Source organism: Bacillus sp. CR71, assembly GCF_003429245.1.
Taxonomy (GTDB): Bacteria; Bacillota; Bacilli; order Bacillales; family Bacillaceae_G; genus Bacillus_A; species Bacillus_A thuringiensis_S.
In genome coordinates this window covers 325,274-346,344 of sequence record NZ_CP031748.1, presented here as the reverse complement: position 1 = coordinate 346,344, position 21,071 = coordinate 325,274, and the positions used below count along the sequence as shown (strand labels likewise).

Here is a 21,071-nt window from a genome sequence, read left to right as displayed (position 1 = left end):
TGCACCTCTTACTTATTTAGCTCTTGTAAGAACCTCTCTTCATTCCAAACCTCAACATTATGTTTCTCCGCTTGTGCTAATTTCGAACCAGCCGATTCACCTGCAACAACCAAATCTGTACTCTTACTAACACTTCCTGTTACTTTTCCACCTAATGCCTCAATCTTCTTCTTCGCTTCACTTCGTCCCATAACTTCTAGCTTACCTGTTAAAACAACCGTTTTTCCTGCGAAGTAAGATTCAACATTTTGTAAATCTGCAATTTTTATACCTTTGTATGTCATATTCACGCCATACTCTTTAAACTGCTGTAATAACTCTAATACATCTTCATTATCAAAATATGTCACAACAGATTGAGCCATTTTTTCGCCAATTTCATTAATTGCTTTTAGTTCTTCTTCTGTTGCTTTTACAAGCTCATCCATCGTTTCAAAGTGCTCTGCAAATGTACGTGCTGCTTTCGCTCCAACGTGTCGAATTCCAAGACCAAATAATAATCGCTCTAACGAGTTTTCTTTAGAATTTTCAATTGCTTGTATTAAGTTTGTTGCTGATTTTTCACCAAAACGTTCTAACTGTAATAACTGCTCTTTCGTTAATGCATATAAATCAGCAAATGTACGAATATAATCTGCATCAAAAAGTTGTGTAATGACACGTTCTCCAAGCCCATCAATATTCATTGCATTTCTTGAAACGAAATGAATTAATCCTTCGCGAATTTGAGCTGGACAAGTTGGATTTATACATCGAAGTGCTACTTCTTCTTCTAAACGAACAAGTTCACTCTCACATGCTGGGCAATGCGTTGGCATGCGGTATTCTTCTTCTTCACCAGTACGCTTATCAAAAATAACGTTCACAACTTCAGGAATAATATCTCCAGCCTTCTTCACAACAACGTAGTCACCAATTCGAATGTCTTTTTCACGAATTAAATCTTCGTTATGTAAAGAAGCACGACGAACGATCGTACCAGCAACTCTCACTGGCTCTAGCTCTGCAGTCGGTGTTACAACCCCTGTTCGGCCAACACTTAATTCAATGCCTGTTAATCTCGTTACAACTTCTTCAGCCGGGAATTTATAAGCAATCGCCCATCTTGGACTCTTCGCTGTAGTTCCTAGACTTTCTTGAAGAGCAACATCATCTACTTTTATAACGATTCCATCAATCTCATAATCAAGATGCGGACGTTTTTCTTGCCATTCTTCTACATAAGCTATAACCTCTTCGATTGTTTCACATGTACGGCGATTTGGATTTGTCTTAAATCCGAGTTCACCTAGGAAATCAAGCGATTCACTGTGCGATGGAATTGTTTTTTCTTCTACATTCGCAAGACCGTACACAAACATAGATAAGTTACGCTTCGCTGCAATTTTCGGATCAAGTTGACGTATTGAGCCTGCTGCCGCATTACGCGGATTCGCAAATACATCTTCTCCATTTTGCTCTTTTTCTTCATTTAGTTTAACAAATGAACGCTTCGGCATATAAGCTTCGCCTCGTGCTTCTAACGTTACTTCTTCATTTAAACGAAGTGGGATAGCTTTAATCGTTTTTAAATTTTGAGTAATATCTTCACCCGTTACACCATCACCACGTGTCGCCCCTTGAATGAAGCGTCCTTTTTCATAATGAAGCGAAACGGCAAGCCCGTCAATTTTTAATTCACATATATATCTTACATTCGCATCATCAATTCCTTGACGTACTCTTCTGTCGAAATCACGTAAATCTCCTTCGTTAAATGCATTTCCTAAACTTAACATTGGTGACTTATGTGTTACTTTTTCGAATATATCAAGAATAGTTCCCCCAACGCGAACGGAGGGAGAATCCTCACTCATAAACTCTGGGTTCTCTGCTTCTAATTTTATAAGCTCCTGCATATTACGGTCATATTCCGCATCAGAAACAGAAGGATTGTCTAATACGTGATATTGATAATTAAATGTATTTAACAAATCACGCAGTTCTTCTATACGTTTTTTTGCTATCTCTTTTGACATATCCTCATTCCTTTCTATTGTTTCGTCACAGGTGCAAATTTTGCTAACAAACGTTTAACACCAATCGGGCTTGGGAAGGCAATATCTAATTCTTTTGCATCACCTTCACCTTTTACACTTACAACTGTACCGATTCCCCATTTTTGGTGGGAAGCTTTATCGCCTACTGCCCAGCCAATTTGCTCACCGCCTGTCGTCTTAGCTGCAGGACGCGCGAAAGCTGAACGAGAGCGTGTTGTGGTTGTCATTTTACTGCTACTTGCTGTTCTGCCTTTTGCACCAAACGAATTTTCACGCTTCGGCGCTGTTTCATTTAATGATTCCACTAGTTCTGTCGGGATTTCTGTAATGAAGCGAGACGCAGCGTTCATACTTGTTCTACCAAATAAAGTACGCATTTGCGCATTAGATAAATATAGCTCTTCTTCTGCACGAGTAATACCTACATAAGCAAGACGACGTTCTTCTTGCATTTCATCCTCTTCCATAAGAGAACGAGTATGAGGGAATATCCCTTCCTCTAAACCAACAATAAAGACAACCGGGAACTCTAATCCTTTCGCTGAGTGCATCGTCATTAAGATAACTTCTTCACCAGCAGTTGGGTCTTCATCTACACGATCAATATCAGCAACAAGTGCTAAATCTGTTAAGAATGCAACAAGACTCTTATCTTCGCTTTGAGATTCAAATGTTTGCGTAACAGATAAGAACTCGTCTAAGTTTTCTAAACGACCTTCCGCTTCTAAAGAACGCTCATTTTTCAACATATCGCGATAGCCTGTTTTTTCAATAACTTCTTCTACTAATTCTGTAACAGATAAATACTCTTGCATATTTACCCAGTTGTGTAATAAACTTGCGAATTCTTTTACTGCCTTTGTAATTTTTGCACTTACTCCAACATGCTCAATCTCATCAAATACAGCAGTTAATGAAATTCCGTTTTGCACACCATAATTAATAATTTTATCAATAGAAGTCGCACCAATACCACGCTTTGGCATGTTAATAATACGTGCAAAACTAATTTCATCATCTGGATTACCGATTAAACGTAAGTACGCCAAAATATCTTTAATCTCTTTACGGTCGTAGAACTTCGTACCCCCGACAATTTTGTACGGGATGTTAGATTTAAGGAAAATCTCCTCGACCATACGAGACTGAGCATTCGTACGATATAGTACTGCAAAATCAGTGTATTTTCGTTTCCCCATTTGAAGATCGTCACGAATTTTTTTCGCAACAAAATATGCTTCGTCCTTTTCAGTTGCAGCACGATAATACGAAATTTTGCTCCCAACTTGATTGTCCGTCCATAATTTCTTCGGTTTACGATTCGTATTTTTTTCAATAACAGCATTCGCTGCATTTAAAATATTTTGTGACGAACGATAGTTTTGTTCTAACAAAATTACTTGTGCATTCTCATAATCTTTTTCGAATGACAAAATGTTAGAAATATCTGCACCACGCCAGCGATAAATAGACTGGTCAGAGTCACCTACAACGCAAAGATTTTTAAAACGCGCTGCCAAATGTTTAACAAGAAGATATTGCGCTTTATTCGTATCTTGATACTCATCAACGTGAATATATTGGAACTTACGCTGATAAAACTCCAATACTTCTGGAACACGTTCAAATAGCTGAATCGTCGTCATAATTAAATCATCAAAGTCTAATGAATTATTTTTCAAAAGACGTTTTTGATACTCTGTGTATACATCGCTCGTTAATTTTTCATATGGATCAGCCATTGTAATTTTTTTTGCATATTTATCCGCAGATAACAGTTCATTTTTCGCATTACTAATACCCGCTAAAATAGAGCGCGGCTCAAATTTCTTCGGATCAATATTGCGCTCTTTCATAATTTTTTTGACTACCGTTAACTGATCACCTGAATCTAAGATTGTAAAGTTACGATTAATGCCAATACGATCGATATCACGTCGTAAAATACGTACACACATAGAGTGGAACGTCGAAATCCAAATATCTTCTGCTTCTGGTCCCACAAGTGTATCAATACGCTCGCGCATTTCACGAGCTGCTTTATTTGTGAAGGTAATAGCTAATACATTCCATGGTGCTACACCTTTTTCACCAAGCAAATACGCAATACGGTGTGTTAACACACGTGTTTTACCACTACCTGCACCTGCCATTAATAGAAGTGGTCCATTCGTTGTTTGTACTGCTTTTTGTTGCTGTGGATTTAAACCGTTTAATAACTTATCTGTCATACTCATATACGCCTGCACCTACTCTCCTTTTACTGCTTTAACTGTTTTTAACGCCGATTTTATATCATCATAAATAATATTTCCAACAACTACTGTATCAGCATATTGTGCCATTTCTTTCGCCTGTTCTGCATTAGAAATACCGCCGCCATAGTATAACTTAGCTTGTTTCAATTCTGCTTTTACATTTTTAACAAGTTCAACTTCTCCATACGTACCGCTATATTCTAAATAAAATATCGGTAAATGTAATAACTTGTCTGCTAAACGAGCATATGCAATAACGTCATCTTCTGTTAAATCACATTTCGCATCTGTAAGCTGGGCTACTTTCGCTTCTGGATTTAAAACACAATACCCTTCCATAAAAATTTCGTCCCAGTCCATAATATCCCCAAATTCTTTCAATGCCTCATGATGAACACCTGTTACCCATTCTACTTTTCGGCTATTTAACACACTTGGGATGTAATAAAAATCAAATCCTGGTGTAATTGCTTCTACATCAGAGACCTCTAATACACAAGGAACAGCATATCTACGAATGCTAACTAGCATGTGTAATACGTTATCAATTGTAACCCCATCACTTCCGCCTACAATAACCGCATCAGTTCCAGACTCACAAATCATTTCTAAATGTTCATCGCTTAACTCCTTATTTGGATCAAGCTTAAATACATGTTTCCATCCGGAAATATCGTACATGAAAACACCCTTCCTTTTCTCTAGTTATATCTATAGTTCTGTTTAAAATAACAGTTAGTTTTCATCTTGTTTTTTAAATATTTTTCAAAAAGAATGATTTAATTTCATCTTCTTTTTATGCATTCTTTCATTATAACAAAAAAAGCTACTGACACACACGCCCATTCCAACATCTTTTTCAACGTCAAATGTTGGATTACATATCCCCAAAATCACACGGGATACTAATAAGAGAAGTAGTATTCACTATTTCAATTTTCATAAAAAGGAGTGTTTTTCTAATGAAGCAAAACATCGGGACAATAAACGCTCTAATTCGAATTACACTTGGGCTTGTCCTCTTCGGATGTAGTGCAACTAAACTTGTACGCAAGCCATGGTGCACTTGGTCTAACATTTTTCTATGGATTGGTGCAATGAAAGTTGCAGAGGGAATTGTTCGCTTCTGCCCTATTGTTGAAGCGTGGAAGTTTGGAAAATACATGAATATGGGTGCATTTAAAATGCCTAGCATGAATTTTACTGAAAAAGGACATGCTAAAGAAGAAGTGAATCAAACTTCCTCTCATGACAAGCCAAAGTCAAAAGGAAGTTATGACGCTTCTGACAAAGAGATTGAGTCAGCGATTGAAGAAATAATCCTGGCAAAACCGCTTTGAATCATTTGTCACGATGCAAGATGCTCTCAAAGGGACTTAGCTGCTGCAGTGAGCGGTTAAGTCTTCTTTATTTTACTATAAAAACAGAACGTATATTCCCTTTTTAAGCTTAAAATGTATATAAAAGATATCAATCAATAAAATTCAGAAAATTAGGTGCATACCTCTTGCTTAAAATGATATAAAAGTGATATCATTTTTATATCAGGAGGCGATCATATGAAAGAAAAACAAGTATTTTATGTAAATGGTTTTCTCGGTATTATTGGAATTTTGATTTTAGCGGCTATCGGTGTATTTTTCCTTGCACAAGAAATTTTTATAGGAGCAGCACTAACTATTGTATTAGCCGCAATTCTCGCTACGGGTATCGGGATTGTTCAACCAAATCAAGCGAAAGTTATTACGTTCTTTGGTAATTATTTAGGAACAATTCGTCAAAACGGTTTATTTTTAACGATTCCGTTCGCATTCCGTCAAACTGTATCTTTACGTGTTGAAAACTTTAATAGTAAGAAATTAAAAGTAAACGATGTTGAGGGAAATCCGATTGAAATTGCAGCTGTTATCGTATATAAAGTAGTTGATTCTGCAAAAGCAATGTTCGGTGTTGAACATTACGATCGATTTGTAGAAATTCAAAGCGAAACGGCAATCCGCCACGTCGCAACAAAATATCCATATGACAATTTCCAAGATGAAACTTGCATTACGTTACGCGGAAATACTGAAGAAATCTCTGAAGAATTAAAACGTGAGTTAGAGGCACGTCTTGAAATTGCTGGTGTAGAAGTATTGGAAACTCGTTTAACGCATTTAGCTTACGCAACAGAAATTGCCCATGCAATGCTACAACGTCAACAAGCAAAAGCAGTATTAGCTGCTAGAAAAGAAATTGTTGAAGGTGCTGTGAAGATGGCCAAAGATTCAATCCATATGTTAGATGAAGAAGGCGTACTGGAACTCGATGACGAGCGTAAAGCAAATATGGTAAACAACTTATTAGTTGCCATCGTTTCAGATAAAGGTGCGCAACCGGTTATTAATACAGGAAGCCTATACTAAAGGGTTGTAAATCATTATGGCTAAAAAGAAAAGCTTTCCATTACGTATTGATCCTGAATTACACGCAGTCATCGAAAAATGGGCGAATGATGAGTTTCGTAGCGTCAATGCACACATCGAGTATTTACTTCGAGAAATGGCAAAGCAAAAAGGAAAATTGAAAAAAGATAAAGATGCATAAAAAATCCCGCTGAGAAATCAGCGGGATTTTTACATATTAGCTTCTCGTCATCTCATGCCCAATTGCACGATATCCTATATCACTTCGGTAAAATAGACCATCACTCTCAATTTTGCCGATTTCTTTATACACCTTATCTTTCGCTGCTTGTAAACTGTCCGCCTTACAAGCAACAAATAGTACACGGCCGCCATTTGTTACAAAGTCACCATGCTTCATGGCTGTACCTGAATGGAAAACAATTACATCTTCCAGTGCATCTAATCCTTTAATAATGTCACCTTTTTTATATGCTTCCGGATATCCTTTCGAAGCAAGTACAACACCAATTACCGCTTCCTCTGACCACTGTAACGTTAATTCACTTTCATCTAATACCGCGTTACATACATCAACTAAATCATTTTCTAAGCGAGGTAATACTACTTCCGTTTCAGGATCACCAAAGCGTGCATTAAATTCAATTACCTTCGGGCCATCATTTGTTAAAATAAGTCCCGCATATAAAATTCCTGTAAACGAACGGTTTTCTGCAATCATTGCCTTGGCAGTTGGATGTAATACCATTTTTATTGCCTCTTGAACTGCTGATTCTGGAATTTGTGGTACTGGAGAATACGCACCCATTCCGCCTGTATTTGGACCTTTATCACCATCAAAAGCTCGTTTATGATCTTGCGCAATTCCCATCGGATGCACAGTTGTTCCATTTACAAATGCCATTAATGAAAATTCTTGTCCATCTAAAAACTCTTCAATAACGACCTTCTTGCTCGCTTCGCCAAACTTCACATATTGTAGCATCTCTTTCACAGCTTGTAATGCCTCTTCAAGCGTCATTGCTACCGTTACACCTTTACCAGCAGCTAGGCCGTCAGCTTTAATAACGATTGGCGCACCAACTTTTTGAATATACTGTACTGCTTCTTCATAGTCTGTAAAAGTTTCATATGCCGCAGTTGGAATATCATATTTTTTCATCAATTCTTTTGTGAAAGCCTTACTACCTTCAATAACAGCAGCCGCTTTATTTGGGCCAAACACACGAAGTCCCTCTTCTTTAAAGCGATCAACAATTCCATTCATAAGTGGAATTTCTGGTCCAACGAAAGTTAATTCAACCTTATTCTCTTTAGCAAATAAAACTAATGCATCAAAATCATTTTCATCAATATCAACTGGTGTTGCAACATCGCGCATACCTTCATTACCTGGTGCTACATACACCTTTTCTACTTTTTCAGATTGTGCAAACTTCCAAGCTAAAGCATGCTCACGCCCACCGCGGCCAATTACTAAAACATTCATATTTCATCCCCCAATAATTAAATAAGTACAAACTAGAAGCTATGCTCCTAGTTTGCTTTCTCATATCAATAAAAGTTTAAAAGGAGGATCAAGAGAACCGAGCTGGTCTAGGCGCATTTGCCAGGAGGACACGGAGTGTAGCTTTCCTACATGAGTACCGCACTGGCATTGCAACGACGACTTGCGAAGGTTATCTCGACCGGACCTTTTAAACATCCATATCAATAGAAGTTTAAAAAGGAGGATCAAGAGAACCGAGCAGGTCGAGGCGCATTTGACTGGAGGACACGGAATGTAGCTTTCCTACATGAGTACCGCACTGGCAATGCAACGACGACATGCGACAGTTATCTTGACCGGACCTTTTAAACATCCTCTACTAGTGTTTGAAATGACGTACGCCAGTGAACACCATCGTAATCCCATACTTATCCGCCACTTTAATAGAATCTTCGTCACGGATTGATCCGCCTGGTTGAATGATTGCTGTAATCCCTGCTCTTGCTGCTTCTTCTACTGTATCTGGCATTGGGAAGAAAGCATCAGATGCAAGTGCGCTACCTTGTGCTTTTTCACCAGCTTGTGTAATTGCGATTTTTGCAGAACCTACACGGTTCATCTGTCCCGCGCCTACACCAACTGTCATGTTATCATTCGCTAAAACAATTGCGTTTGATTTCACATGTTTTACAACTTTCCAAGCTAGTTTTAAATCTTTCCACTCTTGCTCTGATGGTTCACGTTTTGTCGGAATTGAAATTGTACTTTCATCTAATGATAACGTATCTTCCTCTTGAACGAGAAGACCACCTTGTACAGAAGTTAGTTTTTTGCTTGCACTTGTCGCTTTTTCAATATTTACAGTTAGTAGACGTAAGTTTTTCTTACTTTGCAATACTTCTAAAGCTTCTTTTGAGAAAGAAGGTGCAATAATGATTTCTAAGAAAATTTCGTGTAACTTTTCTGCTGTAGCTTTATCAATTTCACGATTTGCTGCAATAATTCCACCAAAGATTGATACTGGGTCTGCTTCATAAGCGCGTGTGTATGCTTCATGAATATCAGTACCCACTCCAACACCACATGGATTCATATGTTTTACTGCTACTACTGCTGGCTCTGTAAATTCTTTTACAATACTAAGTGCTGCATCTGCATCGTTAATATTGTTGTAAGATAATTCTTTACCGTGTAATTGTTCTGCGTATGCAACAGAAGAAGTTACAGCGAATGGTGCTTTATAGAAGGTTGCTTTTTGATGTGGATTTTCTCCATAGCGTAAATCTTGTTTTTTCTCAAATGTCACTGTTAATGTTTCTGGGCTTTCTTCACCCATTTGCTCTGTTAAGTAGTTAGAGATTAACGCATCATATGCCGCTGTATGACGGAATACTTTCGCTGCTAATTTACGTTTTGTTTCTTCTTTTACTTCACCGTTCTCATTCAGTTCTGCTAATACAACATCGTAATCTACTGGATCTACAATTACCGATACAAATTTATGATTTTTCGCAGCAGAGCGAATCATTGTTGGACCACCGATATCAATATTTTCAATTGCATCAGCAAATGTTACATCAGGCTTAGCGATTGTTTCTTTGAATGGGTATAAGTTCACAACAACAAAATCAATTGGCTGCATACCTAATTCATTCATTTGCGCTACATGCGTTTCATTATCGCGAACTGCTAATAGACCACCATGAATGTTTGGATGTAATGTTTTTACGCGGCCATCCATAATTTCTGGGAACCCAGTTACTTCAGAAATACCGATTACTTGTAAGCCATTTTCTTCTAGTAATTTTTTCGTACCACCTGTTGAGATAACTTCGATCCCTTGTTCTAGTAAACCTTTAACAAATTCTACTACTCCTGTTTTATCTGAAACACTTACTAATGCACGCTTTTTCATTTATCCTTCACCCCTGGTTGTATGTTAGTTAACAGTTGGTTCTTTCACAGATTGAACAATTTGATTCACTGTATTTACGTATAATTTATGTTCAACTTGTTGAATTTTCTTTTGTAAGCTTTCCCTCGTATCCCCTTCAGAAACAACCACTGCTTCTTGCGCAATAATTGGCCCTGTATCCATACCTGCATCTACATAATGAATCGTTACTCCAGTTACTTTCACACCTGCTTCTAACGCTTGACCAACAGCATCTTTCCCTGGAAAACTCGGTAATAGCGATGGATGAATATTAATAATCCTCCCGCCGTAAGCTTCTAGTAGAGTCGGTCCAATTAAACGCATATATCCAGCTAAAATAACATAATCAATTTCATACTCTTCTAGCTTCTTTAATATTTCTTTTTCAAATGCTTCTTTTGACTCATATGCTTTCGCTGAAAAAGCGAAACATGGAATATGATGATAATGTGCCCGTCCAACAGCACGTGCTTCTGGTTTATCACATACTAATAAACTAATATCTGCGTCTAATCTATTTTCTTCCACCGCATTGATGAGAGATTGAAAGTTAGAGCCGCTTCCAGAAGCAAAAACTGCTAATCTACTCATAGTGCTGTGCCCCCATTGAAGGTAACGCCAGTCCCTTGTACAGTACGTCCAATAATACGAGCTGTTTCTCCTTGCTCTTCAAGAAGACGAACAATATCTTTTGCCTCTTCTTCCTTCACTGCTACTACCATACCAATACCCATGTTAAAAATATTGAACATTTCTTTCTCTTCTAGTTTTCCCACTTCTTGAAGTAAACTGAAGATCGGTTGAATTTTCCAAGATCCTAATTCAATTTCTGCACCGATTCCTTCTGGTAACATACGTGGAATATTTTCAATGAATCCGCCACCTGTAATATGCGCCATACCGTATACTTCATATTTCTTCAATAGTTCTAAAATAGGTTTGACATAAATTTTCGTTGGTTTTAATAATTCTTCACCAAGAGGTAGTTCTAAGCGTCCGTAAATGCGATCTAAAGATAGTTCTCCATCTTCTAGTAATACTTTTCGTACTAAAGAATAACCATTACTATGAATACCGCTAGATGCTAAGCCAATTAATACTTGACCAGCTTCAATTTTTTCACCTGTTACAATTTTCTTTTTATCAACAATTCCAACTGTAAAACCAGCTAAATCATATTCTTCCGTAGAATACATTCCTGGCATTTCAGCTGTTTCTCCACCGATTAATGCACAACCAGCTTGGCGACAGCCCTCTGATATACCTTTGACGATGTTTTCAATTTTACTAGGTTCAGCTTTACCACAAGCAATATAATCAAGGAAGAAAAGCGGCTCTGCTCCTTGGACAACAATATCATTTACACACATTGCTACTGCATCAATACCAATTGTGTCATGTTTATCTGCCATAAAAGCGAGCATCAATTTCGTTCCCACGCCATCTGTTCCAGATACTAATACAGGTTCTTCTAATGCAAATTTTGATAGATCAAACATACCTCCAAAACCGCCTAAACCGCCTAGTACTTCTTTTCTCATAGTTGTTTGTACGTGTTTTTTCATGCGAGATACCGCTTCATATCCAGCTTCAATATCTACTCCTGCTTGCTTATATGCATTCGCCATCGTTATTTACACCTCGTCTTTTAATTTCTCCCCATCCAGGGCGGGCTATTTTAAGAAAGGAGCTAGCTTCTACATCAAAAGAAGTAGAAGCTTTTTTCACTTTTCTTATTTCATACTTTCTAAAAGCTCTTGCTCATAATCATAAAGAGCTGTTGGATAGTCCCCATTAAAATAAGCCATACATAGACCGCCATATTTCCCTTCATATGGACGCCCAATTGCATCTACTAATCCATCTTCGCTTAAAAATGTTAAAGAATCTGCTCCGATCATTTCACGGATTTCTTCTACTGTATTATTTGCTGCAATTAATTCTTTTCTCGTTTGAATATCAATGCCATAAAAACATGGATACTTAAGAGGTGGTGAAGCGATTCTTACGTGAACTTCTGTCGCTCCAGCTTCACGAAGCATACGAACAATTCGTTTACTTGTCGTTCCTCTTACGATAGAATCGTCAATCATAACAACTCGTTTCCCTTCCACTACACCTCTTACTGCTGAAAGCTTCATCTTAACCCCTTGCTCACGCAGTTCTTGAGAAGGCTGAATAAAAGTACGTCCAACGTAACGATTTTTAATTAATCCTAATTCATACGGAATGCCTGTTGCCTCCGCATAGCCAATCGCTGCTGAAATACTAGAGTCTGGTACACCAGTAACAACATCCGCTTCAATAGGAGCTTCCGCTGCTAAACGTTTTCCCATATTTTTACGCGCTGCATGAACGTTAACACCAGCAATATTAGAATCTGGTCGTGCAAAGTAAATGTATTCCATACTACAAATCGCATGTTCTACATCGTTTGTAAAACGATCTACGTGAATTCCTTCATCATTAATGATAAGTAATTCACCAGGTTCTACATCGCGAATGTATGTTGCACCTACTACATCAAAAGCACATGTTTCAGATGCTACAACGTAAGCATCCCCCATCTTTCCAATTGAAAGCGGACGGAATCCATTTGGATCTAACGCAACGATCATTTCATTTCCAGTTAGTAAAAGATACGCAAACGCACCTTTCACTTTATTCAGAGCCTCTTTTACACTTTCAATTAAAGAGTCTTTCGTACTACGTTTAATAAGATGTAAAAGTACTTCTGTGTCTGAACTTGTTTGAAAAATACTTCCCTCTGCCTCTAATTCACGGCGAAGCATTTTTGCATTAATTAAATTCCCGTTATGAGCTAGCGCCATACTATGATCAGAAAAACGGAACAACAATGGTTGAACGTTAGCAACTTCACTTCCACCAGCTGTTGCATATCGTACATGTCCGATTGCTGATTTTCCATTTAATCCTTCTAGCTCGCCTCTTGAAAACACTTCTGATATTAAACCTAACCCCTTGTGACCGACAATTTTCTCACCATTATTTACGACAATGCCTGCGCCTTCTTGTCCACGGTGCTGTAAACTGTGCAATCCGTAGTATGAAACTTGTGCTGCATTTTCATGCCCCCAAATTCCGAAAACGCCACATTCTTCGTTTAACCCCTTTATTTCAGCAAGCATGGGATTGCCCCTTTCCAAGCCTTTCTCATTTCATCTACATTTGCTGTAAGTAATACTTCATTTTCTTCATTATGAATTGTTACTTCATTTGTACTTGTTACTTCTCCAACTTGGATTGCTTCTACCGCTTTCTCAAACGCCTCTTTATTTTCACGTTTTACAGTAATCACGAAGCGAGACTGTGATTCAGCGAATAATGCTGCTGTTGCTTCTCCATCTAATTTCACAGTAGCACCTAAGCCTTTAGCACCAATTGCACTTTCTGAAATCGCAACTGCTAAACCACCCTCAGCAACATCATGTGCAGATTGAACAAGACCAGCTTGAATTGCTTCTAATACTTGTTTTTGGCGTTTTAATTCTACATCTAAATCGATACTTGGTGATTGCCCGAAGATTTTACCGTGAATCATTTTCTGTAATTCACTTCCGCCAAACTCAGCTTTCGTCTCACCGATTACATAAACTAAATCGCCAGCTTGCTTAAACTCTTGTGTTGTTACATGTTTTAAGTCATGTACAAGTCCGACCATCCCAACAGTTGGTGTTGGATATACAGCTTCGCCACTACGCTCGTTATACATCGATACGTTTCCGCCGATAACTGGTGTTTGTAATGTGCGACAAGCTTCACTCATACCGTCTACTGATTTCTCAATCTGCCAGAAAATCTCTGGTTTTTCTGGGTTACCGAAGTTTAAGCAATCTGTAATTGCAAGTGGCTCCCCGCCAGAACATACGATATTTCGCGCTGCCTCTGCTACTGCAATTTTACCGCCCATTTCTGGATCTAGATAAATGTAGCGAGAGTTACAATCTGTCGTCATTGCTAATCCTTTTTCTGTACCGCGTACACGTACAACTGCAGCATCTGAACCTGGTGTCACAACTGTACTTGTGCGAACTTGGTAATCGTATTGATCGTATACCCACTCTTTACTTGCAATTGTTGGTTGCTGTAATAGAGCGAATAACGCTTCTTTATAATTTTCTACTTTTGGCGTTTCCATTTTCATTGCTTGGAATTCAGCAAAGTATGCTGCTTCTTTTGATGGCTTATGATAAATTGGTGCTTCTTCTGCTAAAGCATCTGCTGGAACTTCAGCTACCTTTTCACCTTTATGGAATAAACGAAGCATTTTATCTTCTGTTACTTTCCCCATCGTAACTGCTGCAAGACCATACTTCTCAAATAAATCTACTATTTCTTGTTCTCTACCTTTTTTCACAACAATTAACATACGCTCTTGTGATTCAGATAGCATCATTTCATATGGTGTCATTCCTGTTTCACGCTGTGGTACATCATCTAAGTACATTTCAATACCCATTCCTGCTTTACTTGCCATTTCTGCAGAAGATGATGTTAAACCAGCCGCACCCATATCTTGAATTCCAACAAGTGCATCAGATTGAATTAATTCTAAACACGCTTCAATAAGAAGTTTCTCCATAAATGGATCCCCTACTTGAACCGCTGGACGTTTCGCTTCTGAACTTTCAGATAGTTCTTCCGACGCGAATGTTGCACCGTGAATACCGTCACGACCAGTTGATGCTCCTACGTACATTACTGTGTTACCAGCACCGTGCGCTTGCCCTTTTTTAATGTCTTCGTGGTTAATCAAACCTACGCACATTGCATTTACAAGTGGATTTCCTTCGTAACATGGATCAAATTGTACTTCGCCACCAACAGTCGGAATACCGATGCAGTTACCGTATCCTGCAATTCCTGCTACTACTTCTTCGAATAAATATTTCACACGTGGTGACTGTAATTCACCGAAACGAAGTGAGTTTAATAGAGCTACCGGACGTGCTCCCATAGAGAATACGTCACGAATAATACCACCAACACCTGTTGCAGCTCCTTGATATGGTTCAATAGCTGAAGGATGGTTATGACTTTCCATTTTAAATACAACTGCTTGATTATCACCTATATCTACAATTCCAGCACCTTCTCCAGGTCCTTGCAGAACACGCTCACCTGTCGTTGGAAACTTACGAAGAACTGGTTTTGAATTTTTATAACTACAATGTTCAGACCACATTACAGAGAATAATCCTGTTTCTGTATAATTTGGCAGACGACCTAAAATCCTTTCAACCATGGCAAACTCTTCGTCTGTTAGCCCCATTTCCGCATATATACGCTCTTCTTTAATTTGTGTTGGATTTGGTTCAAGCATTAACGACATATGTTTCCCTCCACTGTTTTAAGATAGATTGAAAGACTTTTAACCCTTCAGCACCGCCAAGTAATTCATCTACAGCACGCTCTGGATGTGGCATCATACCAAGTACATTTCCTTTTTCGTTTACAATACCAGCAATATCTGAAACGCTACCGTTAGGATTTTCTACGTAACGGAATGCGATTTGATTATTCTCTTCTAATTGTTTAAGAGTCTCTTCGTCACAATAGTAATTCCCCTCACCATGAGCGATTGGAATATTGATTATTTCATTTTTTTCATATTGTGATGTAAACATCGTTTCATTATTTTCAACACGCAACTGAACAGTGCGACACATAAATTTTAAGTTTTCGTTTCTCATTAACGCTCCTGGTAGTAATCCTGATTCAACAAGAATCTGGAATCCATTACATACACCTAAAATCGGCTTTCCTTGCTCAGCAGCTTTTTGCACTGCTTTCATTGCATTAGCAAAGCGAGAAATAGCACCGCAGCGTAAGTAGTCACCATAAGAAAATCCACCTGGTAGTAGAATTGCATCATATTCATCTAAATTCTCTGTATCGTGCCAAACGTAATCTACTTCTTCGCCAAGCTCATCTTTAATTGCATGGAACATATCGACATCACAGTTCGAACCCGGAAATACTATTACGGCAAATTTCACTGTGCGACAACCTCCTCAACTTCATAACGGAAGTCTTCCATTACAACGTTCGCTAATAGTTTTTCACACATTTCTTTTACCTTGCTATCTAAATCAGATACAGATTTATCAATTGTTAGTTCCATGTACTTTCCGATTCGAACGTCTTGTACTTCTGTAAATGAAAGACTATGAAGTGCTCCTTTTACTGCTGTTCCTTGTGGATCTAATACGCTTTCTCTTAATGTTACATATACCTTAACTTTATACATGTGAAATTCCCCCTAAACGTTTTAAAATCTCTTCATAAGCTTCTGTTAAATTTCCAAGATCACGACGGAATACGTCTTTATCAAACTTTTCATTGCTCGTTTCATCCCATAAACGGCAAGTATCTGGTGAAATTTCATCCGCTAAAATGATTTCTCCTTCTTCCGTTACACCAAACTCTAATTTGAAATCTACTAATCTTACACGACAGCTTGCGAAATGATCAATCAACACTTGATTGATTTGTAGAGCCATATCTCGTAATACACTTACTTGCTCTGGCGATGCAACGTTTAATACACGAATATGATCTTCCGTTACAAGCGGATCTCCTAAATCATCATCTTTGAAGTAAAATTCTACGATTGGTTCTGCAAGTACAGTTCCCTCTTCCATTCCTAATCGTTTTGAAAGACTTCCTGCAATTACATTTCTTGTGACAACTTCTAAAGGAATAATACTCACTTTTTTAACAAGTTGTTCTGTTTCAGATAACTTCTCAACAAAATGTGTTTTAATTCCCACTTCTTGTAACTTTCTGAACAATAAAGTTGTAATTTCATTGTTCAAACGACCTTTTCCTGTAATCGTCTCTTTTTTCTCCCCATTGAAAGCAGTCGCACTATCTTTGTACTCTACCCAAACCATATCTGCTGATTCTGTACGATAAATTCTTTTTGCCTTACCTTCATACAGCAATTCTAGCTTTTGCATTTCGCAAGCCCCCTGTAGTTTGAAAAATGTGAATAATGTTTTTATAAATAATGGCACAGAATGACTCTATTCTGTGCCATATGAAATTTTACGCTTCGTTTAATCCAAGGCGTTCAAAGATTGTATCAACGTGTTGCATGTGATGCTCATAGTTGAAGCATTCATTAATTTCTTCTTGTGTTAACTTGCTTGTAATACGCTCATCAGCTTCTACAAGCTCTTTAAATTGTACTTGTGTTTCCCAAGCTTCCATCGCTTTAGGCTGTACGATATCATAAGCTTCTTCACGTACCATACCTTTGTCGATTAGTGTAAGCATTACGCGCTGAGAATAAATTAAGCCGTATGTTCTTGTCATATTGCGTTTCATATTCTCTGGGTATACAGTTAAGTTTTTAACGATATTACCAAAGCGATTTAACATGTAATTTAACGCGATTGTAGCATCTGGTAAAATTACGCGTTCTGCTGAAGAGTGAGAAATATCACGCTCATGCCATAATGGAACATTCTCATAAGCTGTCATCATATAACCGCGGATAACACGAGCTAAACCAGTCATATTTTCAGATCCAATTGGATTACGCTTATGCGGCATTGCAGAAGAACCTTTTTGACCTTTTGCGAAAGCTTCTTCAACTTCACGTGTTTCACTCTTTTGTAAACCACGAATCTCAACTGCCATCTTTTCGATAGATGTTGCGATTAGTGCAAGTGTTGACATGTAATGAGCATGGCGATCACGTTGCAATGTTTGTGTTGAAATTGGTGCTGCTTCTAATCCTAAGTTTTCACAAACATACTTTTCTACGAATGGATCGATATTTGCATATGTACCAACCGCACCAGATAATTTACCAACGCGAACTGTATCAGCTGCTTGCTTGAAACGCTCTACGTTACGTTTCATTTCTTCATACCAAAGACCAAGTTTTAAACCAAATGTTGTTGGTTCTGCATGAACACCGTGTGTTCTTCCCATCATGATTGTGTATTTATGCTCTTTCGCTTTGTTAGCTAAAATGCTTACAAAGTTCTCTAAGTCTTTTAATATGATTTCATTCGCTTGTTTTAAGATGTAAGATAATGCTGTATCTACTACGTCTGTAGATGTTAAACCGTAATGAACCCATTTACGTTCTTCGCCTAATGTCGGCGTTTCTGATACAGCACGAGTGAATGCAACTACGTCATGACGTGTTTCTTTTTCAATTTCATAAATACGATCAATATCAAATGATGCATGTTCACGAATTTTTTTAACATCTTCTTTTGGAATGTCGCCAAGCTCAGCCCATGCTTCACAAGCTAAAATCTCAACTTCTAACCACGCTTTAAATTTGTTCTCTTCCGTCCAAATCGCACCCATTTCAGGGCGTGTATAACGACTAATCATCTTTTTCCCTCCAACAGTTGTTCTTGATGGTCCCAAATATGCAAACTCTTCGCTTTTTCTAGAGCAACTTCAATATTATCATTTAAAATATTAACATGCCCCATTTTTCGCTGTGCTTTTGCTTCTTCTTTTCCATACAAGTGTAAATAGCACCCGGTTAGTCTATTCACTTGTCTTAGGACCCCTTCTATATGTTCGCCTAAAATGTTTACCATGACAACTGGTTTTAACAAATTTGTTTCTCCTAGAGGTAAATTACAGATTGCTCGAATATGTTGACCAAATTGGCTCGTTTCACATGCATCCTGTGTGTAGTGTCCTGAATTGTGAGGTCTTGGTGCTAATTCATTAATGTAAATCTCACCATTAGCTGTAGCAAACATCTCTACAGCTAGTGTTCCCACAAGTTTTAATTCATCCGCAAGTACCTTTGCATAAGCAATTGCTTTTTGAGAAAGCTCTTCTGTAATACGAGCTGGAACGATAGATTCATGCAAAATGTTATTTACATGAATATTTTCCGCTACTGGAAACACTTTCGTTTCACCACTTACACTACGAATCACAATAACAGATACTTCTTTTTCAAAAGGCACCCATTTCTCTAAAATACACTCTGCTTTATCCACAAGATTTCTTGCTGTCTCAACATCAGCCTCACTTCTTAAAACAACTTGCCCTTTCCCATCATATCCACCTGTCGTCGTTTTTAAGACGGAAGGGAATGATAACTCAGCAATTGCTTCTGTAAGCTGATCTTGATTTTGAACTAATCTATACGTTGCTACTGGTAACCCAGCCTTCTCAATTCCATTCTTTTCTGTAAAACGATTTTGCGTTTTATTTAACAACTGACTACCTTGTGGCAAGTAAGCATGTTTTTCAAGCCATTGTAAACATCTATAATCAATATTCTCAAATTCATATGTGACAACATCACTTATCTCTGCTAAATGCTGAATTGCCTTTAAATCGTCATACGGTGCAACGATTTCAATATCAGCAACTTGTGCACATGGTGAATGCTTTGTAGGATCTAAAACAGCAATTTTATATCCCATCTCCTTGGCTGCCAATGCCATCATTCTTCCTAGCTGGCCGCCTCCAATAATGCCGATTGTTTTTCCAGGTAAAATGATTCTCGTCATACTAGCTCACTACCTTCGCGCACATCTTTTTCAATCGATTCTCGTCTCAATTCTAATGCATCATGTATATCATCATGGAATGATCCAAGTATTTGTGCAGCAAGTAATCCAGCATTCGTTGAACCGGCTTTACCAATTGCAACAGTTGCAACTGGAACCCCCCCTGGCATTTGGACGATGGATAATAATGAATCTAAGCCGTTTAATGCTTTTGATTGAACTGGAACTCCAATTACAGGAAGATTTGTCTTCGCTGCAACCATTCCTGGTAAATGTGCTGCTCCACCAGCTCCAGCAATAATAACCTTCAATCCACGTTCACGAGCCGTCTCTGCATATTCAAACATATAATCCGGAGTCCGATGAGCGGATACAACCTTTTTCTCATACGGTATATTTAATTCATCTAAAATGTCACAAGCATATTTCATTGTTTCCCAGTCTGACGTACTTCCCATTATGACTCCAACTAGTGATTTCATATTAGAATCCCCCCGATTCAAATAAAAAAAGCCTGAAATAGAACAGTTTCTCTTTTACTATGAGAGAAAGCGCTCTACTCAGGCATACGTATCCCTTGTGAATAGAAAAATACCGAGTGACTTTCCCTCATAGTCTAACGAATAACGGTCGTTAGGTAGAGACTTGCAGGCCATATCCCCGCGATTATATGAGGTCTTATATTATTGTTTCTATGGCTATATTAACAATATTTCATAAACGATGTCAATAAATAATCGAATGTTTTTTTATTAGTAGTCAATAACGTTCGTGTTTTAGTTATATTCAAAAGAAGAATTGCAACTATATGCAAGAAGAAAAGGGAATTAGAATATATATTTCTAGAGATCTATTTACTTATAATCGTTTATATAGTACTTCAGTATGTTTTAAATCAAAATATGTACACTCTTGTATTCTACACATCAATAGAACTTTTATTATAACGATTTAATTTCTAAGGAGGATAAACATGAAAGAAAGAACTACGCTATTATCCTATTTATTTTTTCTATCGCAGTAATTGTTGTAATTATTGAATACTTATTTATAGCATCTCATTATTTAAAATATATACTTATGATAGAAATAATGTGTCCTATTTTAAAAGTCTCTATTTCATTCTTTTTTCGTCTTTAGCGTTATTAAATTTATGGATTATAACATTCGGTAAATAAAAATAAACACAAAAAAACCTAAGTCGAAACGACTTAGGTTTTTGCTTGGCGACGTCCTACTCTCACAGGGACAAGGTCCCAACTACCATCGGCGCTAGAGAGCTTAACTTCCGTGTTCGGTATGGGAACGGGTGTGACCTCTCTGCCATCATCACCAAACTATGAAGGCATATTCCTTCAAAACTAGATAACATTTGCTACATATTATATGGTTAAGTCCTCGATCTATTAGTATTCGT

At 37.8% G+C, this 21,071-nt stretch carries 18 protein-coding genes, 1 rRNA gene, 1 pseudogene and 1 riboswitch; of the genes and pseudogenes, 4 read left to right on the top strand and 16 right to left on the bottom strand.

The window, feature by feature from the left end; translation table 11 throughout:
• Positions 1-8 precede the first annotated feature (8 nt).
• The 3 genes from ligA to DOS87_RS01880 are packed head-to-tail and all read right to left on the bottom strand — an operon-like array spanning position 9 to position 4,978.
• Positions 9-2,018: an NAD-dependent DNA ligase LigA gene (ligA, locus tag DOS87_RS01890; RefSeq protein WP_000031434.1), complete on the bottom strand. Its 2,010-nt coding sequence runs from the start codon at positions 2,016-2,018 to the stop codon at positions 9-11.
• 14 nt (positions 2,019-2,032) lie between these two features.
• A complete protein-coding gene (gene pcrA / locus DOS87_RS01885; RefSeq protein WP_002162946.1) occupies positions 2,033-4,276 on the bottom strand; it encodes a DNA helicase PcrA in 2,244 nt (747 codons plus the stop codon).
• Positions 4,277-4,288: 12 nt separating this feature from the next.
• Positions 4,289-4,978 (bottom strand): heptaprenylglyceryl phosphate synthase, encoded by a 690-nt coding sequence (locus DOS87_RS01880; protein ID WP_000272084.1) that lies wholly within the window; start codon positions 4,976-4,978, stop codon positions 4,289-4,291.
• Positions 4,979-5,259: 281 nt separating this feature from the next.
• On the opposite strand from DOS87_RS01880, the gene DOS87_RS01875 reads away from it, so the two are divergent.
• The 3 genes from DOS87_RS01875 to DOS87_RS01865 all read left to right on the top strand — a co-directional run bounded on the left by DOS87_RS01875 (position 5,260) and on the right by DOS87_RS01865 (position 6,883).
• A complete protein-coding gene (locus DOS87_RS01875; RefSeq protein ID WP_000812342.1) occupies positions 5,260-5,637 on the top strand; it encodes a YgaP family membrane protein in 378 nt (125 codons plus the stop codon).
• A 219-nt stretch (positions 5,638-5,856) separates the two neighbouring features.
• A complete protein-coding gene (locus DOS87_RS01870) occupies positions 5,857-6,702 on the top strand; it encodes an SPFH domain-containing protein (RefSeq protein ID WP_000660674.1) in 846 nt (281 codons plus the stop codon).
• 16 nt (positions 6,703-6,718) lie between these two features.
• Positions 6,719-6,883, top strand: coding sequence for a type II toxin-antitoxin system antitoxin (locus tag DOS87_RS01865; RefSeq protein WP_001085171.1), 165 nt, complete (start codon positions 6,719-6,721; stop codon positions 6,881-6,883).
• A gap of 36 nt (positions 6,884-6,919) precedes the next feature.
• Here DOS87_RS01865 and purD read toward each other — a convergent pair whose 3' ends face one another.
• The 12 genes from purD to purE form a co-directional block, all read right to left on the bottom strand.
• Positions 6,920-8,191 carry a phosphoribosylamine--glycine ligase gene (gene purD, locus DOS87_RS01860; RefSeq protein ID WP_001101959.1) on the bottom strand — a complete coding sequence of 424 codons (1,272 nt, stop codon included), beginning with the start codon at positions 8,189-8,191 and terminating at the stop codon, positions 6,920-6,922.
• Between the two features lie 379 nt (positions 8,192-8,570).
• Positions 8,571-10,106 (bottom strand): bifunctional phosphoribosylaminoimidazolecarboxamide formyltransferase/IMP cyclohydrolase, encoded by a 1,536-nt coding sequence (purH, locus tag DOS87_RS01855; protein WP_000745432.1) that lies wholly within the window; start codon positions 10,104-10,106, stop codon positions 8,571-8,573.
• 24 nt (positions 10,107-10,130) lie between these two features.
• Positions 10,131-10,718: a phosphoribosylglycinamide formyltransferase gene (gene purN, locus DOS87_RS01850; protein ID WP_000088568.1), complete on the bottom strand. Its 588-nt coding sequence runs from the start codon at positions 10,716-10,718 to the stop codon at positions 10,131-10,133.
• On the bottom strand, positions 10,715-11,755 hold the full coding sequence (purM, locus tag DOS87_RS01845; protein WP_001262447.1) for a phosphoribosylformylglycinamidine cyclo-ligase: 1,041 nt from the start codon (positions 11,753-11,755) through the stop codon (positions 10,715-10,717). Before purM ends, purN begins: the two co-directional genes overlap by 4 nt.
• A gap of 105 nt (positions 11,756-11,860) precedes the next feature.
• Positions 11,861-13,276: an amidophosphoribosyltransferase gene (gene purF, locus DOS87_RS01840; RefSeq protein ID WP_000879026.1), complete on the bottom strand. Its 1,416-nt coding sequence runs from the start codon at positions 13,274-13,276 to the stop codon at positions 11,861-11,863.
• Positions 13,261-15,480, bottom strand: coding sequence for a phosphoribosylformylglycinamidine synthase II (gene purL, locus DOS87_RS01835; protein WP_000055594.1), 2,220 nt, complete (start codon positions 15,478-15,480; stop codon positions 13,261-13,263). Before purL ends, purF begins: the two co-directional genes overlap by 16 nt.
• A complete protein-coding gene (purQ, locus tag DOS87_RS01830) occupies positions 15,464-16,147 on the bottom strand; it encodes a phosphoribosylformylglycinamidine synthase subunit PurQ (protein WP_000666782.1) in 684 nt (227 codons plus the stop codon). The genes purL and purQ overlap by 17 nt, the downstream gene beginning before the upstream one ends.
• Complete coding sequence (gene purS, locus DOS87_RS01825) at positions 16,144-16,398, bottom strand: phosphoribosylformylglycinamidine synthase subunit PurS (protein WP_000278823.1); 255 nt, start codon at positions 16,396-16,398, stop codon at positions 16,144-16,146. Before purS ends, purQ begins: the two co-directional genes overlap by 4 nt.
• On the bottom strand, positions 16,391-17,110 hold the full coding sequence (gene purC, locus DOS87_RS01820) for a phosphoribosylaminoimidazolesuccinocarboxamide synthase (RefSeq protein WP_001170545.1): 720 nt from the start codon (positions 17,108-17,110) through the stop codon (positions 16,391-16,393). The genes purS and purC overlap by 8 nt, the downstream gene beginning before the upstream one ends.
• 88 nt (positions 17,111-17,198) lie before the next feature.
• Positions 17,199-18,506, bottom strand: coding sequence for an adenylosuccinate lyase (gene purB / locus DOS87_RS01815; RefSeq protein ID WP_000625687.1), 1,308 nt, complete (start codon positions 18,504-18,506; stop codon positions 17,199-17,201).
• Positions 18,503-19,654 carry a 5-(carboxyamino)imidazole ribonucleotide synthase gene (gene purK / locus DOS87_RS01810; protein ID WP_000196768.1) on the bottom strand — a complete coding sequence of 384 codons (1,152 nt, stop codon included), beginning with the start codon at positions 19,652-19,654 and terminating at the stop codon, positions 18,503-18,505. The genes purB and purK overlap by 4 nt, the downstream gene beginning before the upstream one ends.
• Complete coding sequence (purE, locus tag DOS87_RS01805; protein ID WP_000839369.1) at positions 19,651-20,136, bottom strand: 5-(carboxyamino)imidazole ribonucleotide mutase; 486 nt, start codon at positions 20,134-20,136, stop codon at positions 19,651-19,653. The genes purK and purE overlap by 4 nt, the downstream gene beginning before the upstream one ends.
• Before the next feature lie 110 nt (positions 20,137-20,246).
• Positions 20,247-20,348, bottom strand: a riboswitch (purine riboswitch).
• 279 nt (positions 20,349-20,627) lie between these two features.
• Between purE and DOS87_RS29970 the strand changes: the two are divergent.
• Positions 20,628-20,832, top strand: a pseudogene (locus DOS87_RS29970) (hypothetical protein).
• Between the two features lie 43 nt (positions 20,833-20,875).
• Here the strand turns inward: DOS87_RS29970 and rrf are convergent.
• Positions 20,876-20,991: ribosomal RNA gene (gene rrf, locus DOS87_RS01800) — 5S ribosomal RNA — on the bottom strand.
• Between the last annotated feature and the right edge of the window lie 80 nt (positions 20,992-21,071).